This is a genomic window from Nocardia sp. CS682 (assembly GCF_004634405.1).
In the GTDB taxonomy this organism is placed as follows: Bacteria; Actinomycetota; Actinomycetes; order Mycobacteriales; family Mycobacteriaceae; genus Nocardia; species Nocardia ninae.
Genome location: NZ_CP029710.1, coordinates 4,298,200 through 4,318,899, shown reverse-complemented (window position 1 = coordinate 4,318,899; position 20,700 = coordinate 4,298,200). Strand labels below are relative to the sequence as shown.

Sequence of the window (20,700 nt, the reverse complement as noted above, 5' to 3'; positions counted from 1 at the left end):
CGGACATTTCGCCCATAAAGGTCAGCTGGGAGTTGCAACAGGTCCGAACGGACCTTACTGTGCTCCGTATGGAACACCTAGACCAGATGGTTGCCGGGAAGGTGCGGCTCGCCATGTCCGATGCGGGACTTCGTCTCGAGGACTTGGCCGCGCGTTCCGGGCTGCCGGCATCCGACCTGCGCAGCCTGCTCGCCGCGCACGGCTCGTTCACGCTGGACGAGCTCGTTCGGATCGCCGCGGTAGTGCGGCGCCGCGTCGTCGACCTCTTGCCCGACCAAGAGGAGATGCGATGACAGTCACCGATGCCCGCCGGTCGCCCGGCGAGTCCCGCCGCCGACTTCCGGCGTGTCATGCCAAACATTTTGTGACGCAAATCACTGCTTGCCGGAAGGCGGAGGGGCGGTGTTGAGCGATCGATCAGCTACCGCCGAGATGGCACTCGATCATGCCGTGCGGAGTGTGCCGAGGCTCGCCGGATTCAGTGCGTGGCGCCCGGGCATCTCCGGCATTCCCTACCTCAGTGGCGACGAACCGCACGCCGTCGTCGTGGTCCTCATCCACGATCCGCGCGACGCCAGGGTGCGCAGCGCGACACTCGTCGCGACCCCGGACCCGGCGGCACCGACCGACCCCGAGCCGAGCCTGCGGTGAGCAAGCCGGCGCGACGACGCGCGAATCCCGCCCTCGAGATCTTCCGGCACCATATCGGTGCCCGCGTCACCTACACCGGAACTACCGCAGTGCGCGGCGCCGTCGAGCACGGCGTCATCGTCGATGTGGATCACCGGATGGTGTACGTCGACTACGGCTATCCCAATCCCGTCTGTGCCGAACTCGGTAACGCCATCGCCACCCATCCGTCGAATCTTCGACTGGAAACCGCTGTCGCACAGCTGGACTCCTGTGATCACTGCGGCACCGTGGCCGAACGCCCCGGCCCGGTATTGCACGCGGCCCGCTGATCGGGCGCTCGCGCTTTCTCATTCTCCGACCTGACCGAGTGGTTCCGTCATGCGCTCAACCGGTCGGGTCGTCCACGAAAGGACAGGCCACGTGGCCATTTTCGGCCGCCGTTTATTCGGCAAGTTGCTCGCTCCCGGCGAGGTCATCGATGTCTTGATTGTCGGAGGTACCTGGAATCCGAATGGTGATCCGGTCACCGCCGCCTTCGCCGCAGCTCTCGACCCACGGCGTTTTGTCGTGCGAATGGTGCCTTACCCAGCGGATTACGGGCGGCACGTCGCGTTCGCCGACAGTGTCGCGGCGGGCAGGCGGGCCTTGATCGACGCGATCGAAGCAACGCCCAATCGGGTAGTGCTGGCGGGTTATTCACAGGGGGCGGGTATCGCGGGTGATCTCGCCGCCGACATCGGTGCCGGCCTGTTCCCTCAATTGGAGGTCATCGCCTGTGCATTGATCGCGGACCCGCTGCGTCCGGCAGGCCGTTGTCTCGGCAAGGATCCCGGCGGCTACGGCGTCGTCGGGCAGCGGACCATCACCGGCATTCCGACGTATTGGGTTGCCGCCGCGGGTGATCCGATCACGGCGCTGCCCGCAGGCAACCCGCTGCGCCTGATCGCCGACCTCAGTGCGTATTTCAGCCTGGCCAGCCCGGAAGCCATGGTGCGCTGGGGCCAGAGCATCATCGCGGTCGCCACCCAACAGCAGCTGCAACGCTGGTGGTCGCTGGAGAACTGGCGCTCCTGGGGTGGCGCCGTCGCCTATGCCCGCGGCTATCTGTTCGATGGGCGGCACACCGACGACTATGTCCGGCACGGCCACGCCCGGCTGCTCGCCGAGGCCATCAACCGCGAGGTGGCCGAGGGGCACCGCTGATGCCGTGGTTCCAGGTCGACGACCAGCTCGGCTTCCATCCCAAGGCCGTCGCGGCGGGTAACGCCGCGATGGGGCTGTGGGTGCGGGCCGGCTCGTGGTCGATGCAACAGCTCACCGAGGGTTTTGTGCCCGCCGCGATCGTGCGCGGTCTCGGCTCGGCGGCGCAGGCGAAAAAGCTGGTGGAAGTGGGCTTGTGGATGGCCGTCGATGGCGGTTACCAGTTCCACGACTGGGGTGAACGTCAGATGTCGAAGGCCGAAATCGAGGACCGACGCCGTAAGCGGGCCGACGCGGGTCGCAAAGGCGGTCAGGTCTCCGGACAGGCCAGACAGCTTCGCGCGCAAGCAAGTGCTGCACCAGCTGCTCGAACATCCGCTGCGGCAAAGGTTTCAGCCGAAGCACAACCGACTGTGGAGCAATTGCCGCAGCACATCGAAACCCCTGTCCCTGCCCATGACCCTGAAAATTCTTCCAGGGCAGCGCGATCGGCTCCGCCGCCCCGGCAATGTTCGATGCACCGCAATCATCTCGCGCCGCCACCGTGCGGTGGCTGTGCCGACGCCAGGCGCGCCAGACAGCGGTGGGACGCGGCGCACGGCAGCGACCTGCGCGCCGATGCCGTGCACCGCCGCGAAGCCGCCCGCAACTGCGTGATGTGCGACGACGCGGGCTGGCGAAACCCACCCGCCGATCTGCTCGCCGTGAATCCCGATCCGCCCGTGCTCCGCTGCGACCACCGCACGGTGACCTCGCTCGACCACTGGCATGCCACCGAAGAGGAAGCGACACCATGACAACCACCACCGCACAGTGGTCCGAGGCGGTCTCCCGGTGACCGAGCACCCGAACCACCTCTACCTCGACCGCATCGACCTCCGCGCGCTCGCTGAGTTGCTTCGCGAAATCCCTGATCTCGCCGAAGATCTCAGTATCTCGCTGACCCGGCAGTCTCGATTGAGCACTCGCGGTGACTATCGGATGAACCGCAGACCGAGCGAACAACCACTGCCCTACAACCCCGCCGCCTCCCGGGCTGCCGACGAACTACACGCGGTACTCGTCTCGTGGGTGCGGCTCGTGTGCGAGCAGCGCGGTCTCGACTATGCCGGGTCACCCTCCACGCCCGGCCTCGCCCGCTGGCTGGACCGAAACCTCATCGCACTGGCCATGACCGAGGGTGCCGAGGGCGCGCCCGCGGAGATCCGCACGGTGGTGCAGGCCGCGCTGTGGATCGTGTGCCCGCCTGCCGCACCGATCGTGCTGGACGAGCAGAAGCTGGAGCAGGCGCGACGCCACCGGCTCAATGCGTCCGGGATCGCCACGCTGGCAAAGGAACTCGGCGCCGAGTATCAGGGACTGACCGTGCGGCGGATCCAAACACTGCGGAACGCAGGGAAAATCGCACCGCTGCCCGGCCCGTGGGCACCGGGCTGGCCCGAATTGTACACCGTGGGTGAAGTATTGGACGAACACCTGGTGTATCCGATGCGCCGCCGCGCACCGGCCACCGTGCATGACTCGAATTGAGTTGCTTCAAAACGCAATTCGGTGCGTGCCCGGCGAATAAGCTCGGAAAGTTACAGTTGTTTCGTATGAAATGAATCACAACATAACTCTCGAATTGCTGGGTATCTGTGCCCGGGTGCGCTATTCGCAACGTTCACGCTCTGCGGTAGCTGGGTCGGTGGCTGCACATCGGCCGCCGCCCCGGCTGAGTGCCGACGACCGGTGCGTCGAGATGCCGGTATGTGGATGAAGTTCCCGCAGCGTCCGGGAAACCGTAGAAGTCGCGGCCCGGCAGCACATTTGCAGGCATTGTTCCGAAGTCCCCGCCGTGCATGACCCGTTATCGATCGGCAATTGACGTCGTGCGTCGCGCGTGGCCGGCCGGTCGCTAGCCGGGTAAACCCTGTGCTAGAAAACTCTCGACCGATAACCAGCAGGTTGTCGATTCGAGGGACAATTTTTTCAAGGGGAAGATTCTCAGATGAGCAAGATTCGCGTGTTCGGCGTTGTGTTCGCGGCTACCGCAGGCATCATCCTGGCCGGTTCCGGCCTGGCCTCGGCGCAGACCGGCGGCGGTGGCACGGCGCCGGAAACCGGTTCGGCCGCGGCCATCACCGAGCTGGCCAAGCTGCTGGCCACCGGCTCGGCGGGCACCGACGGCAAGTGAGCTGAAAACCTGGATATGCCCTGACGCCTAGCGGACGCGTATCCGCTCGGTGGACAGACATGATTGCCCCGGCCTCATACGAGGCTGGGGCAATCGTCGTTTCGGGGGCAATCGATACCGGCGTCTGGACGCTCGAAAGTAGCCATCTACCTGCGTTTTTCATGCAATTCTGTATTCAGGGGTTGACATCTTCCGCGCTTTAGGTGAAGCTTTGTGCAGCGCCAGAGCTGCGCCCTCATCCCGAACTTCTTCGGGAAACCCTCGTACTACCAATCACTTTCCCGTTCCGCTATCACGGCCGCCTGCGTGGCCGGCGTAGCGAATGCATGTGGCATGCCCCCGAAACCTCTTCGAGATCGATGATAAGCGGGCGCGAGCCTGCCACATACCCGCCCCGGTTTCCGCTCCCGTCTCCCGCTGACCCCTTTCTCGCGGTTGCAGACGCGAAGATGCGACCGGGGCGTTTCGCCCCACCCCCGGTACACCCCCTGATCGGGGGTGGGGCTCAAACGTCATACATGGCACGGTGAACCCGCCGGAGCCCGAACCTTTTCGACAACCGAGGTCTGACATGGACAACACCGTCCTGGAGCTGCTCGAACTGGCCGACCACGCCACCCCGGCCGCCCCGCTCACCATCGCCCAGGCCCACGAGTCGATGCGCGTCCATCGCGCCTGCTCCGTCGACCACTGCCGTCGAAAAGCGTTGGCCTTCAACACATTGGTCGAAGCAGGTCGCATCGTGCCGGACTCGTCCCGGCGTTATTGACCCTCTCGAGAGGAGGTGAATCGATGCTCACCGTCGTCCTCGACTTGATCACCCTGGCCTGCCACCTGGCGCCCCTGATCCGCCCGCTCCTGGGTCTGTAACCCCGAGCGCGGCGAGGTCCGCCTGCCGTCTATGCCCAAGCCCACTCCCTGGTCGGGACTGGGCTTTTTTCATGCCCAGCATCCACCGAGTTCAGATCAGGGGACGTAACACATTGTCTGACAAGGAAATTGTCGAGTCCATCCAGTTCGCCAATCATCAGCCACCGCCGGAATACGTGCGCACCGATGCCGGACAGCTGGTGACACCGGAGTTCCTGGCCTTCATCCAGCAGGCCCTCAGCGGGAAGCTCGCCGAGTCCGCGGCTACCGCGGACCTGGATCCGCAGGTGAAGGCGCTGGCCGAAGAACTGTCGGTGATCCATCTGCCCGAATGGCGGAGCAAGCAGTCGCCCAAGACGGCGGAGCCGACGGTGACCGGGATCAAGCAGGCGACGCGGGTCGCCGAGTATCTCGTGCAGCGCGGTGTGCGAGTGCATCCCGAGCTGGAGGAGATCCGCTGGACCGCCACCCCCGGTGGCGCGCCCGGTGCGTTCGATACCGGCCTGCACGTCACCAAGGACGAGAACGGCGAGTGGCCGGTACCGGATCCCGAGTCGTTCTACGACCTCGACGACATCCAGGTCAGCCAAACCGACGACGGCCGCTGGTACGCCGTCCATCCCCGCGGCCTGTCCTTCGAGGCCGCGACCAAGACCGAAGCCTATGCGGGAGTCGTCGATCAACTGCGTCAGCGGATCGCGCAAGCCCGGCAAGAGCCATAGCCACGAAAGGGTGGTAGCGCGATGACCGAACGAATCGTGTACCCCGACATCGAGAAGACTCTGGTCGATTACCTGACCGCGCAACTCACCGCAGTTTCCGACACCGCGAAGGTGGTCACCCGGATTCCGGAGCCACGGCCGGCGCGGATGGTGCGGGTCAAGCGGAACGATCGAATCCTGCGGCAGGACGTCGAAGACCGCGAGGGTCGCCGCGGTCCGAATCTGATTCTGGATCGGCCACGCGTTGTCCTCGAATGCACCGACGATGCCGGTGCCGCAGCCGATTTGGCCGGTCGGGTCCGCGCCGTCCTCTCGGCTGCCGCGCCGGGTTACCTCGGCACCGTGTGGTGTGACTACATCGAGGACGTCGGCCTGGAGAACGACACCGATCCGGCGACCGCCGCGCCGCGGCACGCAATCATCGCCGACTTGATCGTGCGTGGCAAACCAGCCTGAAACGCCATGCAAGGCAGCACAACTGATCGCCTGAACAAGGAGAGATAGCAGTGACGCAACGAGAAATCAGCCTCAAGAAGGATGAAACCCTGCTGGTGAAGTGGATGGCGGAACCGTTCCGTTATGCGCGGCTGGTCCGGGCGGTCTCCGATCGCTTTCCCCGGATCTACGTCTTCGACCTGCATCCGGGCTTCGAGTACATCCGAACGCAGTACGGGCAGATAGAAGTTCAATTTCAGCGGGACTACTACGAAACTACCTTGCTGAACGGCGTGGACAGGCAGCTATTCCGTGCTGTCGGCTCGTCCTCTTGGGGCAGCAAGACTGTGAAACAGCTACTCGTATCGGAGCTTTCCGAGCCTATCTATGCCGGCGGCTACGAGATAGTCGACTGGGGTGGTTTCGCGGTCCCCGACGACCGGCCGGCTAATTCGTAACCTCGGAATATGGCACCGTCCACTCCTGCTGGGATACCTCGGCACGTGCGCGGTGATTCCCAAGAAGACGTGCGAGGCGTAGCCCTCGCCTGACTCCCCCTGATGGGAGCCACAACTGAATACCGAAATCCCATGGGCCTGCGCAACAATCCCAAGGGAGAATCAAAATGGCTTTGCCTTCTAGCAAGTTCATCGGTGCCGGTACTCCGGTCGCCGTCTCCGGCGGTGTGCTGGTCGCGCCGACCAGCGCCACACTGCCGGTCGGCGCCTCCAGCCCGACCACCGGGTTCCAGCCTCTTGGCTACGTTTCCGAGGACGGCATCGAGTCCAAGGGCGAGCGCAAGATCGAGCAGATCAAGGACTGGAACGCCGACATCATTGCCAACCTGCAGACCGAGCACTCGGTCCGTTTCGGTCTCACCCTGTACGCGGTCTGGGATGAGGACGTCCTCAACGAGGTGTTCGGTAAGGGCAATGTGACCCCCGGTGCGGCTACTGCCACCAACGGCAAGCTGTACACGATCAAGGAGACCGGCAGCGTCCTGCCGCGCCGCGCGTGGATCTTCGACATGCTGAGCGAGAACAAGAAGATGCGCATCGTGCTGCCGAATGCCTCGATCTCGCAGGTTCAGGAGCGCAAGTTCGTCTCCAAGGAACTGGCCGGGTTCAACATCACCATCGAAGCGTTCAAGGACGACTTCAACAACAAGGCATACCGCTACCTCGACGACGGCGTTCTCAAGACCGTCTGATAAAAGCCCCCAGCGGTGGCGGGTTTCACACCTATGCGCAGGCCCGCCCGCCACCGTTGGGCCCTTATTTTCCAACACTTTTCTATTACCTGCGCACAAACACGTCATGAAAGGGTCTGCGAACCAATGACTTCCCCGAAAGCCCCCATCACCCTCAACCGCCCGCTCCAGGTAAAAGACGACTTCGTCTACAAGGTGGGCGACGCCGAATTGCACCTCCCCTCCCTGTCGTACCTCAAGCCGGGCCTGATCCGCCGGATCCGCCGCCTCGGCGATGTCGACGCGATGTACACACTGCTGGAGCTGACGCTGTCCGCCGAGTCGCTCGCGGTGCTGGACGAGATGGATCCGGACGCCTACCACGAGCTGCTGGATGCCTGGCGCACCCACTCGGGAGTCAACCTGGGGGAATCCTAAGCCTCGATGCTCTTCTCGAAGAGCATTGCGAGGCTATCGAATACGACCTGATCACGCTCGGCCTGCGGTTGCGTCAGCTCGGCACCGAAGTGCTCGGCTGGCGTGAGCTGAAGGCGATCGTCCGTTGGCTGCCCGCCGAGTCCGCGCTGTTTCGTGCGATGAATCCCGAGAGTTACCGCTGGCAGCTGGACCAGTTCCTGCTGGCCGACATCACCGATTCCCTGCGCTGGCTCGTCTGGGCGAAGACCGACGATGCCAGGAATGGGCGCAACCGTCCGGAACTCGTGCCGCGACCCGGCGTCAAGTCCGGTCGCGAACGAATCGGCACGGCCACCGGGATCGACGAGATGAACGAGTTCCTCAACTGGGAGGACTAGCTCGCGGGCGTTGATCTGCGCAAACGGCCGAGAAAGTAGATGCGAATGTGGAGAAACAAATGAGCTCCGATGTGCGGACTCCGCCGGACTCGAGGCGCCCTTCGGCGCGTGATACCAATACTTCTCGGTCCGAGCAGACACGCCCGCCGGTCATGGCGATGCCGGACATCCTGGCCATGTCCAACAGCGGCCAGCCGGGCCCCGGGCAGAAGGTCTCCTTGCCGAGCGGGGCGGTCTGGGAAGGTGGGAAGGTCACCGGCACCTCGGTGATCACCCTGCCCGGTGACGAGCCGATCCTGGTGGCCGGCGATTCGTCGGTGTCGGCGAACGGGATCACCGGTGATTCCGTCCAAATCGGTTCGCTGACACAGGCTTTCCAGGAAATCCTCGGCGCGGTACCGAAGTTCTTCGCCAACTGGGTCGCGACCGGTGCGCTCAACCGCTACGACCCGGACGGCAAAGCCGCCAAGACGCGGACCAGAATCGTCCGGGTCAGCTCGAAGGCGACGCTGTCCGGTCCGGCACGAGATCGCAACGGCGACAACGATCTCGGCGACGAGGTCATCGACGATTCGGGTGTACCCGGTTCGGGTGTCGAAGGCCGCACGCCGCAGCGTTTCGCGAACGGCGGCATGGTGTACGGGCCGGGTGGGCCGCGGCAAGACCAGGTTCTTGCCCGGTTGTCGCCCGGGGAGTTCGTGGTCAATGCGGCGGCGACGTCGAATGCGTTGCCGCTGCTGGCCGCGATCAACGGCGGCTGGGTGCCGTCGCCGGCCTATCTGGGTGGCATGCTGCCCGGCTTCGCCGACGGCGGTCTGGTCGGCGCGGGTGGCTCGGCGGCTCAGTCGTGGCGCGATCTGCTGCGCAATCCCGTCGCGCCGACCAGCCCGGATGCCGCTTTCCGGCCACAGGATTTCGGCCTGTTCGGCATGGTGGCCGATGTCCTCGGCGGCATCGGAAATGCCGCCATCAATGCGGGCGGCGCCGCCGGTGCCGCGCTGGGTTCGATCGTCGCGCCCGCCTTCGGGCCGGGTGGCGTGCTGAACTCGGTGCTCGGCTCCGGTGGTGCGGCAGGCGCCCCGACGCAGGAGTCGGTGACCCGCTCGGACTCGCCGGATCTCGGCGAACCCAATCCGTTGGGTGCCGCCATGCGGGTGCGATCCGAGGGGACGCCAGGTGCGCTCGGCTTCGGTCGCGCGTATCAGGCGCCGATCGGAAATATGCCGACCGGCAACGAGGCAGGCCAGTCCACGGCCGTGCGCGCCGGCGGCCTCAACCCCTTGGGGTCGTTGTCGGCCGCCTTGGCCACCGGCATCGTCGGTGCCGCAACCCAGGCGGGCAGTCAGGTCGGTGCCGCATTGGGCTCGGTGCTGGCGCCCGCGCTCGGGCCCGACGGCGCGTTGGCGCCGGTGATCGGTGCCCAGCTCGGCAGTTTGATCGGTGCCAAGTTCGGCGGCAGCCTGTCCGCGTCGATGACATTGTCCGGCGAATCAGGCGGAGCAGGTCTCGGCACCAGCGGTCCGACCAGTGTCGGTACCGGCGAGAACGGCAGCGGTGACGGCGGGAATTCGTTCGTGCCGCGACAGACGGATGAGAGTGTCACGGGGGCATCCGGTGCGGGCTCTTCGTATTCCGGTGGCGGGTCGTACACCTACGGTGGCGTCCCGTCCGCAACACCCTCGCCGACCGGTTCGTACCTGGTCCGCAACCGCCCGAGCAAGAACGGGCAGTCCGGCAACCCGGGCGACCCGTCGAGTGTCGATGTGCCGCTGACCGATTCACCGACCGGCGGAACTCCCGCGGCCGGATTCGGCGCGCAGTCGCTGGCACTGAGCGACGAGATCTACGACCCCTACACGAGCAGCTTCAAGGATCTCCTCAATGTCGCGGGCGGTCAGCTCGGTGGCGACGCGGCTTCGGTGCTCGCGCCGCTGCTGGGCCCGAACGGCAACGCGATCATCGAGGCCGGCGCCCAATTCGGCGCCGAGCAGGGTGACGCGCTCGGTGATCTCTACAAGAGCGTTGATCCCGAAGGCAAGTGGTCGTCGAGCATCGCCGCGGTCGTCAAGGAGTACACCGGTATCGACTGGAACCCCACGGGCACCCAGAGTGCGACACCGCAGATGACCCGCGATCAGCAGGCCGGGCTCGCCGCATTGCAAGGCGGCATCAGCGGCCTGCAGCAGAACGGCCTGGTCGGCGGTATAACCGGCGCGATCAAGGGCGCGGCATCCACTGTCGGCAGCACCATCGGTACCGCCGCAGGCACCTTGGTCGCCCCGTTCCTCGGCCCGCTGGGGGCGATGGCTCCCGCGATCGGCTCGATGATCGGGTCGATGGTCGCCGGCACCGCCGCGGAGTTCATCACCAAGCCGATCGAGATCGTGGCCAGCGGCGTGAAAGAGGAGCTCGGCACCGGTTTCGGCCTGACCAATCTCGCCAAAGGTCCGGGCGGTCGCACCGCCCGGGGAGACATCTACAACTTCAACGGCATGGACCCCAAGAGCGCCGCCATCGCGGTGGAGCGGGTTCGCCGGCGTCGCACGGTGGCGCAACAACGCGGAGGAGGGCTCGGCCGATGACCCACCAACTTTTGGACAACAGCCATTACACGAAGATCGTCCTGTGGGACGTCAACGGCCGGGTGTGGCACCTGTCCGGCTCGAATGCCGGGCGCGAAGGCGTCCGGCTGTCGAACCAGACCGGCTACATGTTCGCCCCGGTGCAACTGCTCGTCAACGAGGGCGCGCGCCAGGACGGCGCGACCTTCCAGCGCTCGATCCGCGCCAAGAAGGAATGGGACTTCATCGCGGTGATCTCCCAGTCCGCGAAAAGCACTGGCGCGCATCCGGTCCGGGATTTCTACGCGGTGCACGATGCCTGGTTCCGCGGTTGGTCCACCGACAAGCCGTCCACCATCGGATTCTTCACCCGTCATCAGGGCTGGCGGTTCCAGCAGGTGCAGCTCGACAGCGCACCTGAGGCCGTTGGCGAGATCGACCCGGCGCGCAATGCCTTCGCGCTGTACAAGATGTCGGCCACGGCGATGGATCCGCTGGAACGGCATTTCGACGAAACCGCGGTGTGGACCAACACCTCGGGTCTCAACGAGGGCAAGGTGCGGGCACGCAACGCCGCCGACCAGCCCGCCTGGCCGCGGTACACCATGAATGGTCCCGGCCGCTGGGCGATTCTGGATCCGACGGGAGGTGCGACCCCACGGCTGGTGCACACGCCTCGGCTCACCGCCGAACAGACCCTGCGGATCGATACGCATCCTCGGCATCGCACCGCTCGCCTGTACTCGGGGAATTCGGCGACGCCGAAGAATGTCTGGGGCCAGTTGGCCGGTCGCCGCTGGCTCGCCGCGCTGCCGCCATGGAGCGCCACCGACATCATCGTCCAGGTCGACGGCGGCAACCTGCAGTCCAGCTTGATCGTCTCGGTCACGCCGCGATCGTCGAGGCCGTTCTGATGAGCATGCCTGCCTGGGACCCGCAGGACGAAGCCCTGCGCATGGACAAGGCGTACAAGGATGAACAGGATCAGCTCCGCGATCCCGATGTCCTGGTGCGCTATTGGGACAAGTGGATGCAGGAGGTCGGCGAGGAGCACAGCTACCTCTCGCTGGAGTTCACCTACCCGCGCAATGCGCCCGGCGGACTCAAGATGATCTGCCCGCGCGACATGGTCCACTTCGACCACCTCTTCAACAACAAAGACCAAGAAGACGCCACCATCCCGATCACGGTGAACACCAAGGGGTTCCGCTGGGATGGTTATATCACCAAGGCCTCGATCGTCCGCGACGAGTACGGCGTCGAGACCGTCGACATCGAGGCCATCCACTGCTGGAATCACATCTCGACGATCTGTTGCTGGGCAAGCCCTTTCGCGCCGATCCTGGCGCAGTTCCCGCGGCACATGATCCAGTTCGGTCCGGTGCGCACCATCATCACCAACTACCTGACGACCAACCTGATGCGCCTGCAGGCGCCGGGCTGGGTACCGCCACAGCACGCCGAGAAGCCGGAGTGGGGCGGCACCGGCAACCTGCTCTTCCCGATCGCCGTCGTCCCGGTGGATCCGCTGCACGACACCAGCAAGTGGAGTGCGGCGTCGGCCCGGTTCGACATGGCCGACAAGCTGTTCGCCCCGATGCTCGAGGACTCCGGCGTCATGCTGACCGCCCGGTTCTTCCTGCCCGACGAGGACGAGCAGCCCGCGCCGAAATGGTTCCACCTCGATCGGCCCACCGTGGTGCTGGAGACCGTGGACAAGTCGGGTGTCACCGGCGCGACCGGCACGCTGCTCGACGGAATTCGTTCTTGGATAGAGGAATTCACCGGCGACGGCACCACGCCCAAGCGCTACCCGAATCTGGACTCCGCCACCGAATACGAAGCGGTGTACGGAGAGCGCCTCAGCCAGGGCACGTTCCGGAACTACCCCTGGGTGTGGTACTTCGAAGGCGAGTACTCCGGGATCGGCAAATCCGAGATCGCGCTGCACAAGCCCACCGCCACCGACATCATCATCGGCGGCCGCTCGCCCGGCTGGGTGAACGCGGGCATCGAATTCGTGATCAAGGGCTTGCTGTCACTCATCGGGCTCGGCTGGCTGTACCGCGGGCAGCTCAACGACGTGTTCCTCGCATGGAACGTCTACCGCAATATGGAGCGGGTGGACCGGGCCGGTCCGTACGCCTTCCGCGAGCTGTATATCTCGGGCAGCGACAAGGCGTTCAACCTCGACGGCCTGGTCGCCGCCCGCCAGGGCATGCACCTGACCCGCGGCTACACCAGCAAGCGGGTGACCGTCGAAGACAACGCCCCGTACATCCTCGGTCAGGACTACGGGCTCGGCGACCAGATCGGCTTCGCACTCGACGGCCAGATCTTCACCGATTACGTAACCGAACTGACCTTCACCGACGACCGTGAGACCGCCGCGAAATGGCACATCGTGGTCGGCGACGGATCCGATGAAGAGGACTCGATCGTCAAGGCATGGCAGCGGCTCGGCCGTGTGGCCGCCGCGATCAAGGATCTGGCCACCGACGTCGGCGCCGATCTCGACCTGCTCATCTTCTGAGCCTTTTCGAAGAGGAGAAACCATGGCGGACATCACTTTTCCCGCCCACATCACCATCAAGCGGGTGCCCGACGTAGACGGGTTGCCCGTGCTGACCGCGCAGACGACCATCTCCGATGGATCCGCCAACCTGGACCTCCCGCCCGGCCCACCCGGTGAGCCCGGCAGGCAGGGGCGACCGCGCACCACATTCCGGAAGATGGGTGAGATCGCCAACGCGGCGGCTCGTCCGACCGGGCTCGGGCCGGAGGATCGCGGCAGCTGGTGGCATCGGCTCGACGACAACGGGATGGATGTCTGGACCGGTACCGAGTGGCGCCATTCACCGGATGCGGTCGGGCCACGGGGTCCGGTTGCCGCACCGACCACCATCACCGTCACGAAGACCGAGCGCGGGGAGAACTTCACCGTGCCCGCCGTCGAGTTCAGCGGGACGGGTGCGGACCAGAAGTTGAAGGTGACCGTGCCGGCCGGTCCACGCGGTCCGAAGGGGCCGCCGGGTGCGTCCGGGCAGATCACCGAATCCCCGGACTACGACAAGGTGCGTACCCCGGGTGCCGGCAGTGTGTTCGCCTACGACCGGTCCAGTAGGAAGTTCCGCTCGTCGGCCGCGCCACTGGGGCTCGGTCCCTGGTCGTGGTACCAGGAAGATTTCGGGACCGAGCGGCAAGAGAACGCCGGTCGGGTCGAGGGCGGTACGTTCACCATCGCGCCACTGCCCTTCCGATGGCGTCCCGTCGTATACGGGCACATCTACAGTCGCGGCGATTCCGGGGTGAGCGCGGAAGCGACTGTGCGGCTGCACCATTCGCAAGGTGAGATCGTGGCTACCTCTATCGCGACCTCCGGCGCATGGGTGTATATGCCGGTTGTTCCGTGCTATCGCGACGGCACCACGTCGAAAGTACTGTCGCCGACGTCGGATTTCGCCACAGTCGCCGCCGGAGCACCCGCGAATCTGATTGTCGCGGTCGAGCGAGTCGGTGACGGCAGCGGCAATATCGGATTCTCGCCATCCCGAGCATCGATCGTCGTCTTCGCAGAACCAATCGAGTGAGGTGAAATGTCCACGGTAAGACAGTATTTCGCGTCGACCGAGGTCCGCGGGATCGATGAGGGTGTCGGAGCGCCCGGTGTCGTGCAGTCTATGCACGGAACACCGCGCGACGGCTCCCTGGAATTGATGACCGGCACCCCCGGCGACCGGGGCAAGCCGGGAGAGCCCGCCCGGCCGTTCCGTTGGGAAGGTGACATCGCGGATCAGTCCGCGCTCTCGGCGCTCACCCCCAAGCTGACGATGGCGCATGCGGGCAAAGCATGGCGGATCTTGTCCACCGGCGCCCTGGTGTACTGGAACGGTGCCGGATTCGACGAGTTCACCGCGGCCTTCGGCGCCGCAGGACCCGACGGGCAGCCGTGCACGATAGCTATCGGTGCGGTCGATACCGGACCCATCGGGTCCGATCTCCAGGCGTCGGTGACCGGCACCCCACCCAATCTCACGCTGAACCTGACGGTTCCGCGCGGCGGCAAGGGCCGCAAAGGCGAAGACGGTGGTCCCGGGCCGATTCGCAACGCACCGGACTACGCGGACGGCCCGCATGTAGATCGCGCGGTGCCGACGTGGGACCCCGCGGCACGGAAGTGGAAGCCGCGGCCGTACCCCGGCCTACGCGGACCATGGACCATCCTCGAGGGACGTTCCTGGGATAACGGTCCCGGCTTCGTCGCCTCGCAGACGGGGATCACCGCCGCTACGAAAAACATTGCGCAGTTGAACATTCCGGCACAGGACACCGACTGGCGTCCGATCATCACCGGTGGCGTCGTCGTGCGCCCCGATGAGAATTGGAATGAAGTCAGCACCCGCATCGATGCCGAGGTGCGCATCGGCTCGGTGACCGGCCAACTCGTCGCGCTCGGTGTCGGCTTCGTGACCGGCGCAAGCGCCCTCGCCCGATTCCAGCCGCACTACGCTGTGCGTGCCATGACCCCGGACAGCACCATCGGTGTCGTCCCCGCCGGTCAGCCGGTGACGCTGCATGTGCTGCTGCGCCGTTCGGGCACTGCCGACTACGACTACTTCATGGAGTGCGCGTCGATCGTGTGCTTCGCCCGACCCGTGGGGGCGCTGTGACCACCGAAAACGCTGTGAACAGCGAACCGACCGTCGTCTACGAGGACGACATCATGATCACCATGCGTGGCGTCGCCGACTCGATCGGGCTGCCGTACACGGTGAACCCGTTCGAACTGGTCGACCGGGAAGCCCTGATCGAACTCCGCGAAGGTAACCAGGGTGCGGTCGGGCCGGAAGGCGAAGCGGCGTGGCCGTGGTCGTGGCAAGGCGACGTCGCCGACGTGGCCGCCCTGAACCAACTGAAACTCACCACGGCGGACGCGCGCAAAGCGTGGCGAGTCGTCGCGGACAACAGCATCTACTACTGGACCGGGATGGGGTTCATCGCTTTCGGCGAGGCCTTCCGCGCGCCCGGTAGCCGGGGCGCGTCGAACCAGCTGACCGGAGTCGCCGTCGCGGGACCCACCGGCTCGGCCGCGGCCGCCAGGGTCACGGGTACCTCGCCTGCCCAGCAGGTGGAGATCACCTTCCCGCGCGGCGAGACCGGTGACGTCGGCGATCCGGGCGCGAAAGGGCGGATCCAGGATGCTTCCGATGTCCTGATCGACAGCGAACGCTCGCTCGGTCAGGACCACGTGCTCGCCTGGGATGCCGCCACCCAGAAGTTCCGGCCCATCCCCAGCCCGCGGCCGAGTGGGCCATGGGTGATCGGGCAGAAGCAGTTCACCACAGCCAAGAACGTCACGGATCCGATCAGGACGCTGGCCGCCATCACGATACCGTCGCAGCCGACGGCGTGGCGCCCACTCGTCGAGGGCGGCGTGCAGGTGCAGACGGAACAACCGACGCGGTGCGATATCGAGGTGCGCATCGGCAGCCCCACCGGTGAGCGCGTCGGATACGGCTGGAGCCACCGGGTCTCGCGCATCGCGTATGTGCTTGTCTCGCCGGGCTTTCAATACCCGACAAAGCCTGGCGCGACCTACGGCATAGTTCCCGCGAACCAGACGATCACCCTGTATGTCGTGGCGCAGCGGGCGGAGGGTACGGGGAGCTACAACATCGACTCCAATTACTCGCATATCCACGTTCGCGCGCTACCTGTGTAGCCGGGACCGCTGCTCTATTCCGGCTGACCAAACGGCCGCACTCATTTTCCGTATTCCGGTATGCCGTTTCCGGCTGCCTGCTGTCCGAAAGGCATTGATCCATGGCCGATCTGCCCCCGTTGAAGTACGGCAAAGTCGTCGGGCGCTTCCTCGCGAACGTCCTCGACGACGGCGACGTCGGTGACACCCCCGAATTCGAGCCACTGACCGGGTCGCTCACCTTCACCGCCGACGCGCCGAAAGTGCTTGTCCCCGGCGCTCAGTTGGGTCCGGCGACCTATGTTCAGCTGCCGAGTCACTACGAATGTCAGTTGGACGAATGGGGTTTCATTACCTGGCGCGGTCGGCGCGGCGTGCGACTCGTCGCGCCGAGTGCGGCGACAAATCCCTCTCACTGGACCTGGCGGGTGTCGTTCGACCTTTCCTACCTCGGTGAACGGGTTCCGATGGAGTCCTTCAGTTTCGCTGTGCCCGAATATGTTCCGGGCGCTGACCCGGCGAAGCCGGATATCGGTTCGACCGGCCTGGTCGATCTGACGCTGGTCTCGCCGGTGCCTGCCTCGGCCGGTAATGCCGTTGTCATGGGGCCGCGCGGCGAGGGCATCAAGATCGATGGGCAGGTCGGCACCTACGCACAGCTGCCCGCCGCCCCCGGCGAGGGTGCGCAGTATGTGGTGAAGGCGGATGGGCTGCTGTACGTCTATCACGCGGCGCACGGCGGCTGGTTGCCGAACGGTCAGGGCGTGGTCATCCGCGGTCAGGCCGGTACCACCGATTGGGCGGGCATTACCGGAAAGCCCGCGACGTTCCCGCCTGCCATCGGCGATACCGCGACCACCGCGGTCGCCGGTGACGACGCACGTCTGACGAATCCGCGCACCCCGACCGCGCACACCCACCCGGCGAACCAGATCTCCGATTCGACCGCGCTGGGCCGGTCGGTGCTCACCGCGGCCACCGCGGCGGCCGCACGCACCGCGATCGACACGATCGCGAGCACCGACCCGCGGCTGACCGACGCCCGCACGCCGACGCCGGTCGGGCAGATCTATGACATCGCGTTCAAGTCGCACAGCGGAACTCGCGCCGCAGGCCCGGGCAATGTGATGCCGGAGGGTCTGCGGATCGAGCGGAAGATCTCGGTCAGTTCGGTGACCTACCGCGGCGAAACGGCAGGCACCGGAAACCTTGTCGTCGAGCTGAAGGTGAACGGCACTACGGCCGTGACGGGTTCGTCGGCGACCATCCTGCCGGCGAATCAGGCTGGGGATACCACGGTTCCGCTGACCTGGACCTTCAACCCGGGGGATCGGGTCACCGTCTCGATCACCACGTTGGATACCGGCGCAGGGAAGGGTTTGCAGGCCAGCATCAAGGGAGTGACCGTCGCATGACGATGTATGTCGGCTGGCCGAGGTCTGCTACTCCGCCGGTTAATGAACGGCCTGTTTCGCCAGGTTCGGGCACGGGGCCGCCGGTGGAGCCGCCTGTTGAACCGCCGGTGGAGCCGCCTGTTGAACCGCCGGTGGAGCCGCCTGTTGAACCGCCGGTGGAGCCGCCCACGGAGCAACCGGAAAGTTCCGCCGGAACAGGCCCTGCCGCGGTCGAGAGTGCCCCGGACGCAACGCCTTCGGCTGGGGTATAGCGGTGCCGTTCATCGTTGCGGCCGGTATGGCCGAATCTGCGGTGCCGATGGGCATGAACAAGAACGGCAATCAGACCGTCCCCGCCGACACCCCGAGGGTCAAAGTGACGGGCTGGGTCGTCCGCGGTGGCTACGGGGAGACCGTCATCAGCGCGAACGACGAACTGGTTTCCAGCGGCCCTGGCACGGTGACTGTGTATTGCGGGCTGGAGGTGTCCGGCAACCTAGGTGTCAGTGAGAAGCGAAGCTTCGAGGTTATGCACAACGACACCCCGGTCCAAACGTTCGCCACTGCCGCCGCGTCGGTTGCCATTCCGTCCAAGACGTTGACCCTGGCGCGTGGAGACCGGGTGTGGCTGCGAATGACCGGTTCGACGTTCCTCAATTGGGACACCACCGTCGCGGGCGGCGTGAACAGCTACCTCTACTTCAATCCGGTCTAATCGCTCATCGCCTTCGGAGGATCTGATGCCATTCGTCGTCGTCGCTGGGGTTCCAGCCTTTCTGCCGGTCCGTATGACGAAAACCGGCACCCAGCCGATGCCCGAGGCGTGGGGTCTTATCAAGAACTGGACGGCCGACACCGGGGGATTTCCCGGCTCCGTCGTCGTCAACGACGGTCTGCGTGCTGTCGGCAACAAGAGTGCCGCGACGGTGACCGCCTCGATCCCGTTTACCGGCGCGACTACCGGATTCGGCGGTCCCACCCAGCTACAGGCTCGGCTGCGCGTCAATTCGACAATCGTCGCGACCATAGATCCGGCGGTCGAAGGCCCGTCGGGCACCTTGACGGTCAACGCCACCGTCGACATCGTCGCGGGTGATCTGGTGACCGTCGAGGCGCTGGCGGTGCCTGCTTCGGGCGGGGCGGCGGGCACCGTCTCCGCAGGCGGATACGTGCGGATTCTCTGATGCGCACGTAATACCGCGCGGCACAGTAATTTTCAGAAAGTAGGACAACTATGTCTTGGACCGGTGATCCGGTATGGCTCGCGGACGTGCTCCGCGAGGAGGGTCTGCGGGTCGTCGAATTCCCCGGGTGGCGCGAGCGCGGCCACGGGGATTTCGGTGACATCTGGGGCATAGTTGCCCACCACACCGGTAGCTCACATTCACCGCCGACCGAAATCGCTTACGGCATTCCGTCTTTGGCGGGTCCGCTGTCGCAGCTTCATCTGGCGCAGGACGGCACGGTGACCGTCGTCGCGGCCGGTGTCGCCTGGCATGCCGGCGCGGGTTCCTGGCCCGGCCTGCCGGAGGACAACGCCAATTTCCGCACCATCGGCATCGAGGCCGTCAACAACGGCACCGAGGGCTGGTCGGACGCGCAGTACGACGCCTACGTCGGCTGCTGCGCGGCGATCCTGCGCAAGCTCGGCCACGGCGCCGATCGCGTGATCGCCCACAAAGAGTGGGCCGGACCCAAGCAAGGCAAATGGGATCCCGGCTGCATGGACATGGACCAATTCCGCGCCGATATTGCGGACCGACTGAAAGGCAGTGCACTGATGGCACTTTCGGACTCCGAGCAGCGGGAACTGCTCGACAAGCTGCGTCGGGTGCACTTCGAGCTCACCTACGGCTTCCAATCCCGGGTCGCCGACTCGGAATACCGTGACACCGTCGCGGGCTACGTACTCAACTCCGACGCCGCGGACTACCGCAACGAACAGCGCCTCAAGGCGCTCGAACTCAAACTCGACCGGTTGCTCGCCGCGGCGGAAGGACGGATCTGATGAACCGGATTCCCGAACCCGCCCTGATCCGTTCGGTACTCGTCGCCGTCACCGGAGTCATCGCCTTCATCGTCGGCCACCAGATCGATACCGCGTGGATCGAAGCGGTACTAGCCGTCTACGGCCTGCTCACCCCCGTGCTCGCCGGCCTGCTCATTCGACCGGCGGTGACCCCGGTCGACCGGCAGGAAGGCAGGCTATGAATGACCCAGCACTGGCTGAATCCCGAACTGGTGCAAGCCTTCGGCATCGCCGTCGCCACCGTCATCGGTGCGATCACCGCCTGGCAGGCGCGTGAGGTCGGCAAACTCCGCACCCGCGTCGAGATCCTGGAAAGCCAAGCAGCAGATGACAAGAAGCGCTTCCGTGAAGCAATCCGCCTGATCCGCGCCCTCCAGCAACACATCGACGAACTACGCGGCTTCCTCCGCCTGCACGTCCCCGGGCAAGAACCACCCAAGGCCCGCTACAAAATCCCCTCCTCGCTACAAGAGGAAATCTGAAGCAGGAGACCGTCGCTGACCGCGACGGCAGCACAGAAAGCGAAGTTCCATGCCCGAAACCTTCATGGTCGTTGAAGTCCAACCGACCGTCTACGGCGATACCATCCACATCCCCGGATTCAAACGAATCCAGGAAGTCGAATGCGACGAGCGGTCCAACACCGTCCGGCTCGTCATTCGGTACGACAACACCAGCGTCGAAGTGCACAAGCTGCGCATCGGCATGGGCGGCGACGAGTTCAACGGGTACTGGGAACTGGGTGTGAAGCGCCTGCGTGACGGACACCAGATCCTGTACTACGAGCACAAGGTGTACCGCAACGGTACGTGGATGGCGGTCGACCCGCCTGCCGCCTAGGCGGAGTTCGCGGCTCCCGCCAACGGTGCACGTAGCTATCTGAATATTCCCGAAACGATCAGCGGCCCGGAGAGTTCTGGGCCGCTTTGTCGTCTTCGCGGCCCGTAATACCGGTTGCCGCTTCTCCCATCCTGA

At 65.4% G+C, this 20,700-nt stretch carries 27 protein-coding genes; all 27 read left to right on the top strand.

The genetic code is table 11. The features are described 5' to 3' along the window. Positions 1-68 precede the first annotated feature (68 nt). The 27 genes from DMB37_RS19500 to DMB37_RS19365 all read left to right on the top strand — a co-directional run bounded on the left by DMB37_RS19500 (position 69) and on the right by DMB37_RS19365 (position 20,565). Positions 69-293 (top strand): helix-turn-helix domain-containing protein, encoded by a 225-nt coding sequence (locus DMB37_RS19500; protein WP_135233949.1) that lies wholly within the window; start codon positions 69-71, stop codon positions 291-293. Positions 294-405: 112 nt separating this feature from the next. Further along, positions 406-651, top strand: coding sequence for a hypothetical protein (locus tag DMB37_RS19495; RefSeq protein WP_135233948.1), 246 nt, complete (start codon positions 406-408; stop codon positions 649-651). After that, on the top strand, positions 648-962 hold the full coding sequence (locus DMB37_RS19490) for a hypothetical protein (RefSeq protein WP_135233947.1): 315 nt from the start codon (positions 648-650) through the stop codon (positions 960-962). The genes DMB37_RS19495 and DMB37_RS19490 overlap by 4 nt, the downstream gene beginning before the upstream one ends. Before the next feature lie 91 nt (positions 963-1,053). Continuing rightward, the gene (locus DMB37_RS19485) at positions 1,054-1,836 is read left to right on the top strand and encodes a PE-PPE domain-containing protein (protein ID WP_167768888.1); all 783 of its coding nucleotides are present in this window, start codon (positions 1,054-1,056) and stop codon (positions 1,834-1,836) included. Then, positions 1,836-2,630, top strand: coding sequence for a hypothetical protein (locus tag DMB37_RS19480; RefSeq protein ID WP_135233945.1), 795 nt, complete (start codon positions 1,836-1,838; stop codon positions 2,628-2,630). The genes DMB37_RS19485 and DMB37_RS19480 overlap by 1 nt, the downstream gene beginning before the upstream one ends. Before the next feature lie 37 nt (positions 2,631-2,667). Beyond that, the gene (locus DMB37_RS19475; protein WP_135233944.1) at positions 2,668-3,363 is read left to right on the top strand and encodes a hypothetical protein; all 696 of its coding nucleotides are present in this window, start codon (positions 2,668-2,670) and stop codon (positions 3,361-3,363) included. 460 nt (positions 3,364-3,823) lie between these two features. Next, positions 3,824-4,009 (top strand): hypothetical protein, encoded by a 186-nt coding sequence (locus DMB37_RS19470; RefSeq protein ID WP_135233943.1) that lies wholly within the window; start codon positions 3,824-3,826, stop codon positions 4,007-4,009. A 571-nt stretch (positions 4,010-4,580) separates the two neighbouring features. Next, positions 4,581-4,778 carry a hypothetical protein gene (locus tag DMB37_RS19465; RefSeq protein WP_107653266.1) on the top strand — a complete coding sequence of 66 codons (198 nt, stop codon included), beginning with the start codon at positions 4,581-4,583 and terminating at the stop codon, positions 4,776-4,778. A 214-nt stretch (positions 4,779-4,992) separates the two neighbouring features. Beyond that, the gene (locus tag DMB37_RS19460; RefSeq protein WP_135233942.1) at positions 4,993-5,601 is read left to right on the top strand and encodes a hypothetical protein; all 609 of its coding nucleotides are present in this window, start codon (positions 4,993-4,995) and stop codon (positions 5,599-5,601) included. A gap of 21 nt (positions 5,602-5,622) precedes the next feature. Beyond that, on the top strand, positions 5,623-6,057 hold the full coding sequence (locus DMB37_RS19455) for a hypothetical protein (RefSeq protein WP_135233941.1): 435 nt from the start codon (positions 5,623-5,625) through the stop codon (positions 6,055-6,057). A gap of 50 nt (positions 6,058-6,107) precedes the next feature. Further along, complete coding sequence (locus DMB37_RS19450) at positions 6,108-6,494, top strand: hypothetical protein (RefSeq protein ID WP_135233940.1); 387 nt, start codon at positions 6,108-6,110, stop codon at positions 6,492-6,494. Between the two features lie 167 nt (positions 6,495-6,661). Further along, positions 6,662-7,246: a hypothetical protein gene (locus tag DMB37_RS19445; RefSeq protein ID WP_135233939.1), complete on the top strand. Its 585-nt coding sequence runs from the start codon at positions 6,662-6,664 to the stop codon at positions 7,244-7,246. 126 nt (positions 7,247-7,372) lie between these two features. Beyond that, positions 7,373-7,663, top strand: a complete 291-nt coding sequence (locus tag DMB37_RS19440) for a hypothetical protein (protein WP_135233938.1) — start codon at positions 7,373-7,375, stop codon at positions 7,661-7,663. 68 nt (positions 7,664-7,731) lie between these two features. After that, positions 7,732-8,040, top strand: a complete 309-nt coding sequence (locus tag DMB37_RS19435; protein WP_107653260.1) for a DUF5361 domain-containing protein — start codon at positions 7,732-7,734, stop codon at positions 8,038-8,040. Between the two features lie 152 nt (positions 8,041-8,192). Beyond that, on the top strand, positions 8,193-10,622 hold the full coding sequence (locus DMB37_RS19430) for a hypothetical protein (protein ID WP_135233937.1): 2,430 nt from the start codon (positions 8,193-8,195) through the stop codon (positions 10,620-10,622). Further along, complete coding sequence (locus tag DMB37_RS19425; protein WP_206055280.1) at positions 10,619-11,515, top strand: phage tail protein; 897 nt, start codon at positions 10,619-10,621, stop codon at positions 11,513-11,515. Before DMB37_RS19430 ends, DMB37_RS19425 begins: the two co-directional genes overlap by 4 nt. Beyond that, entirely contained in the window at positions 11,515-13,134 is a 1,620-nt protein-coding gene (locus DMB37_RS19420) for a phage tail protein (RefSeq protein WP_240772457.1), read from the top strand. Before DMB37_RS19425 ends, DMB37_RS19420 begins: the two co-directional genes overlap by 1 nt. A 22-nt stretch (positions 13,135-13,156) precedes the next feature. Continuing rightward, positions 13,157-14,191: a hypothetical protein gene (locus DMB37_RS19415; RefSeq protein WP_135233936.1), complete on the top strand. Its 1,035-nt coding sequence runs from the start codon at positions 13,157-13,159 to the stop codon at positions 14,189-14,191. A gap of 90 nt (positions 14,192-14,281) precedes the next feature. Then, positions 14,282-15,271: a hypothetical protein gene (locus tag DMB37_RS19410; protein WP_167768887.1), complete on the top strand. Its 990-nt coding sequence runs from the start codon at positions 14,282-14,284 to the stop codon at positions 15,269-15,271. Continuing rightward, on the top strand, positions 15,268-16,323 hold the full coding sequence (locus tag DMB37_RS19405; RefSeq protein WP_135233934.1) for a hypothetical protein: 1,056 nt from the start codon (positions 15,268-15,270) through the stop codon (positions 16,321-16,323). Before DMB37_RS19410 ends, DMB37_RS19405 begins: the two co-directional genes overlap by 4 nt. A gap of 101 nt (positions 16,324-16,424) precedes the next feature. Next, positions 16,425-17,717: a hypothetical protein gene (locus tag DMB37_RS19400; RefSeq protein ID WP_135233933.1), complete on the top strand. Its 1,293-nt coding sequence runs from the start codon at positions 16,425-16,427 to the stop codon at positions 17,715-17,717. Between the two features lie 253 nt (positions 17,718-17,970). Continuing rightward, on the top strand, positions 17,971-18,411 hold the full coding sequence (locus tag DMB37_RS19390) for a hypothetical protein (protein ID WP_135233932.1): 441 nt from the start codon (positions 17,971-17,973) through the stop codon (positions 18,409-18,411). Between the two features lie 73 nt (positions 18,412-18,484). Beyond that, entirely contained in the window at positions 18,485-18,880 is a 396-nt protein-coding gene (locus DMB37_RS19385; protein WP_135233931.1) for a hypothetical protein, read from the top strand. 50 nt (positions 18,881-18,930) lie between these two features. Next, the gene (locus tag DMB37_RS19380) at positions 18,931-19,704 is read left to right on the top strand and encodes an N-acetylmuramoyl-L-alanine amidase (protein WP_135233930.1); all 774 of its coding nucleotides are present in this window, start codon (positions 18,931-18,933) and stop codon (positions 19,702-19,704) included. Further along, positions 19,704-19,907: a hypothetical protein gene (locus DMB37_RS19375; RefSeq protein ID WP_107653251.1), complete on the top strand. Its 204-nt coding sequence runs from the start codon at positions 19,704-19,706 to the stop codon at positions 19,905-19,907. The genes DMB37_RS19380 and DMB37_RS19375 overlap by 1 nt, the downstream gene beginning before the upstream one ends. Continuing rightward, a complete protein-coding gene (locus DMB37_RS19370) occupies positions 19,908-20,207 on the top strand; it encodes a hypothetical protein (protein WP_135233929.1) in 300 nt (99 codons plus the stop codon). A gap of 49 nt (positions 20,208-20,256) precedes the next feature. Beyond that, positions 20,257-20,565: a hypothetical protein gene (locus DMB37_RS19365; protein ID WP_135233928.1), complete on the top strand. Its 309-nt coding sequence runs from the start codon at positions 20,257-20,259 to the stop codon at positions 20,563-20,565. Positions 20,566-20,700: the final 135 nt, after the last annotated feature.

Excerpts from the sequence above, each read along its gene's own strand:
- DMB37_RS19500 (WP_135233949.1), top strand. The coding sequence starts at position 69 with ATGGAACACCTAGACCAGATGGTTGCCGGGAAGGTGCGGCTCGCCATG.
- DMB37_RS19385 (WP_135233931.1), top strand. The coding sequence starts at position 18,485 with ATGACGAAAACCGGCACCCAGCCGATGCCCGAGGCGTGGGGTCTTATC.
- DMB37_RS19480 (WP_135233945.1), top strand. The coding sequence starts at position 1,836 with ATGCCGTGGTTCCAGGTCGACGACCAGCTCGGCTTCCATCCCAAGGCC.
- DMB37_RS19445 (WP_135233939.1), top strand. The coding sequence starts at position 6,662 with ATGGCTTTGCCTTCTAGCAAGTTCATCGGTGCCGGTACTCCGGTCGCC.
- DMB37_RS19375 (WP_107653251.1), top strand. The coding sequence starts at position 19,704 with ATGAACCGGATTCCCGAACCCGCCCTGATCCGTTCGGTACTCGTCGCC.
- DMB37_RS19410 (WP_167768887.1), top strand. The coding sequence starts at position 14,282 with ATGCACGGAACACCGCGCGACGGCTCCCTGGAATTGATGACCGGCACC.
- DMB37_RS19380 (WP_135233930.1), top strand. The coding sequence starts at position 18,931 with ATGTCTTGGACCGGTGATCCGGTATGGCTCGCGGACGTGCTCCGCGAG.
- DMB37_RS19415 (WP_135233936.1), top strand. The coding sequence starts at position 13,157 with ATGGCGGACATCACTTTTCCCGCCCACATCACCATCAAGCGGGTGCCC.
- DMB37_RS19440 (WP_135233938.1), top strand. The coding sequence starts at position 7,373 with ATGACTTCCCCGAAAGCCCCCATCACCCTCAACCGCCCGCTCCAGGTA.
- DMB37_RS19370 (WP_135233929.1), top strand. The coding sequence starts at position 19,908 with ATGACCCAGCACTGGCTGAATCCCGAACTGGTGCAAGCCTTCGGCATC.
- DMB37_RS19470 (WP_135233943.1), top strand. The coding sequence starts at position 3,824 with ATGAGCAAGATTCGCGTGTTCGGCGTTGTGTTCGCGGCTACCGCAGGC.
- DMB37_RS19420 (WP_240772457.1), top strand. The coding sequence starts at position 11,515 with ATGAGCATGCCTGCCTGGGACCCGCAGGACGAAGCCCTGCGCATGGAC.
- DMB37_RS19465 (WP_107653266.1), top strand. The coding sequence starts at position 4,581 with ATGGACAACACCGTCCTGGAGCTGCTCGAACTGGCCGACCACGCCACC.
- DMB37_RS19455 (WP_135233941.1), top strand. The coding sequence starts at position 5,623 with ATGACCGAACGAATCGTGTACCCCGACATCGAGAAGACTCTGGTCGAT.
- DMB37_RS19365 (WP_135233928.1), top strand. The coding sequence starts at position 20,257 with ATGCCCGAAACCTTCATGGTCGTTGAAGTCCAACCGACCGTCTACGGC.
- DMB37_RS19425 (WP_206055280.1), top strand. The coding sequence starts at position 10,619 with ATGACCCACCAACTTTTGGACAACAGCCATTACACGAAGATCGTCCTG.
- DMB37_RS19400 (WP_135233933.1), top strand. The coding sequence starts at position 16,425 with ATGGCCGATCTGCCCCCGTTGAAGTACGGCAAAGTCGTCGGGCGCTTC.
- DMB37_RS19430 (WP_135233937.1), top strand. The coding sequence starts at position 8,193 with ATGGCGATGCCGGACATCCTGGCCATGTCCAACAGCGGCCAGCCGGGC.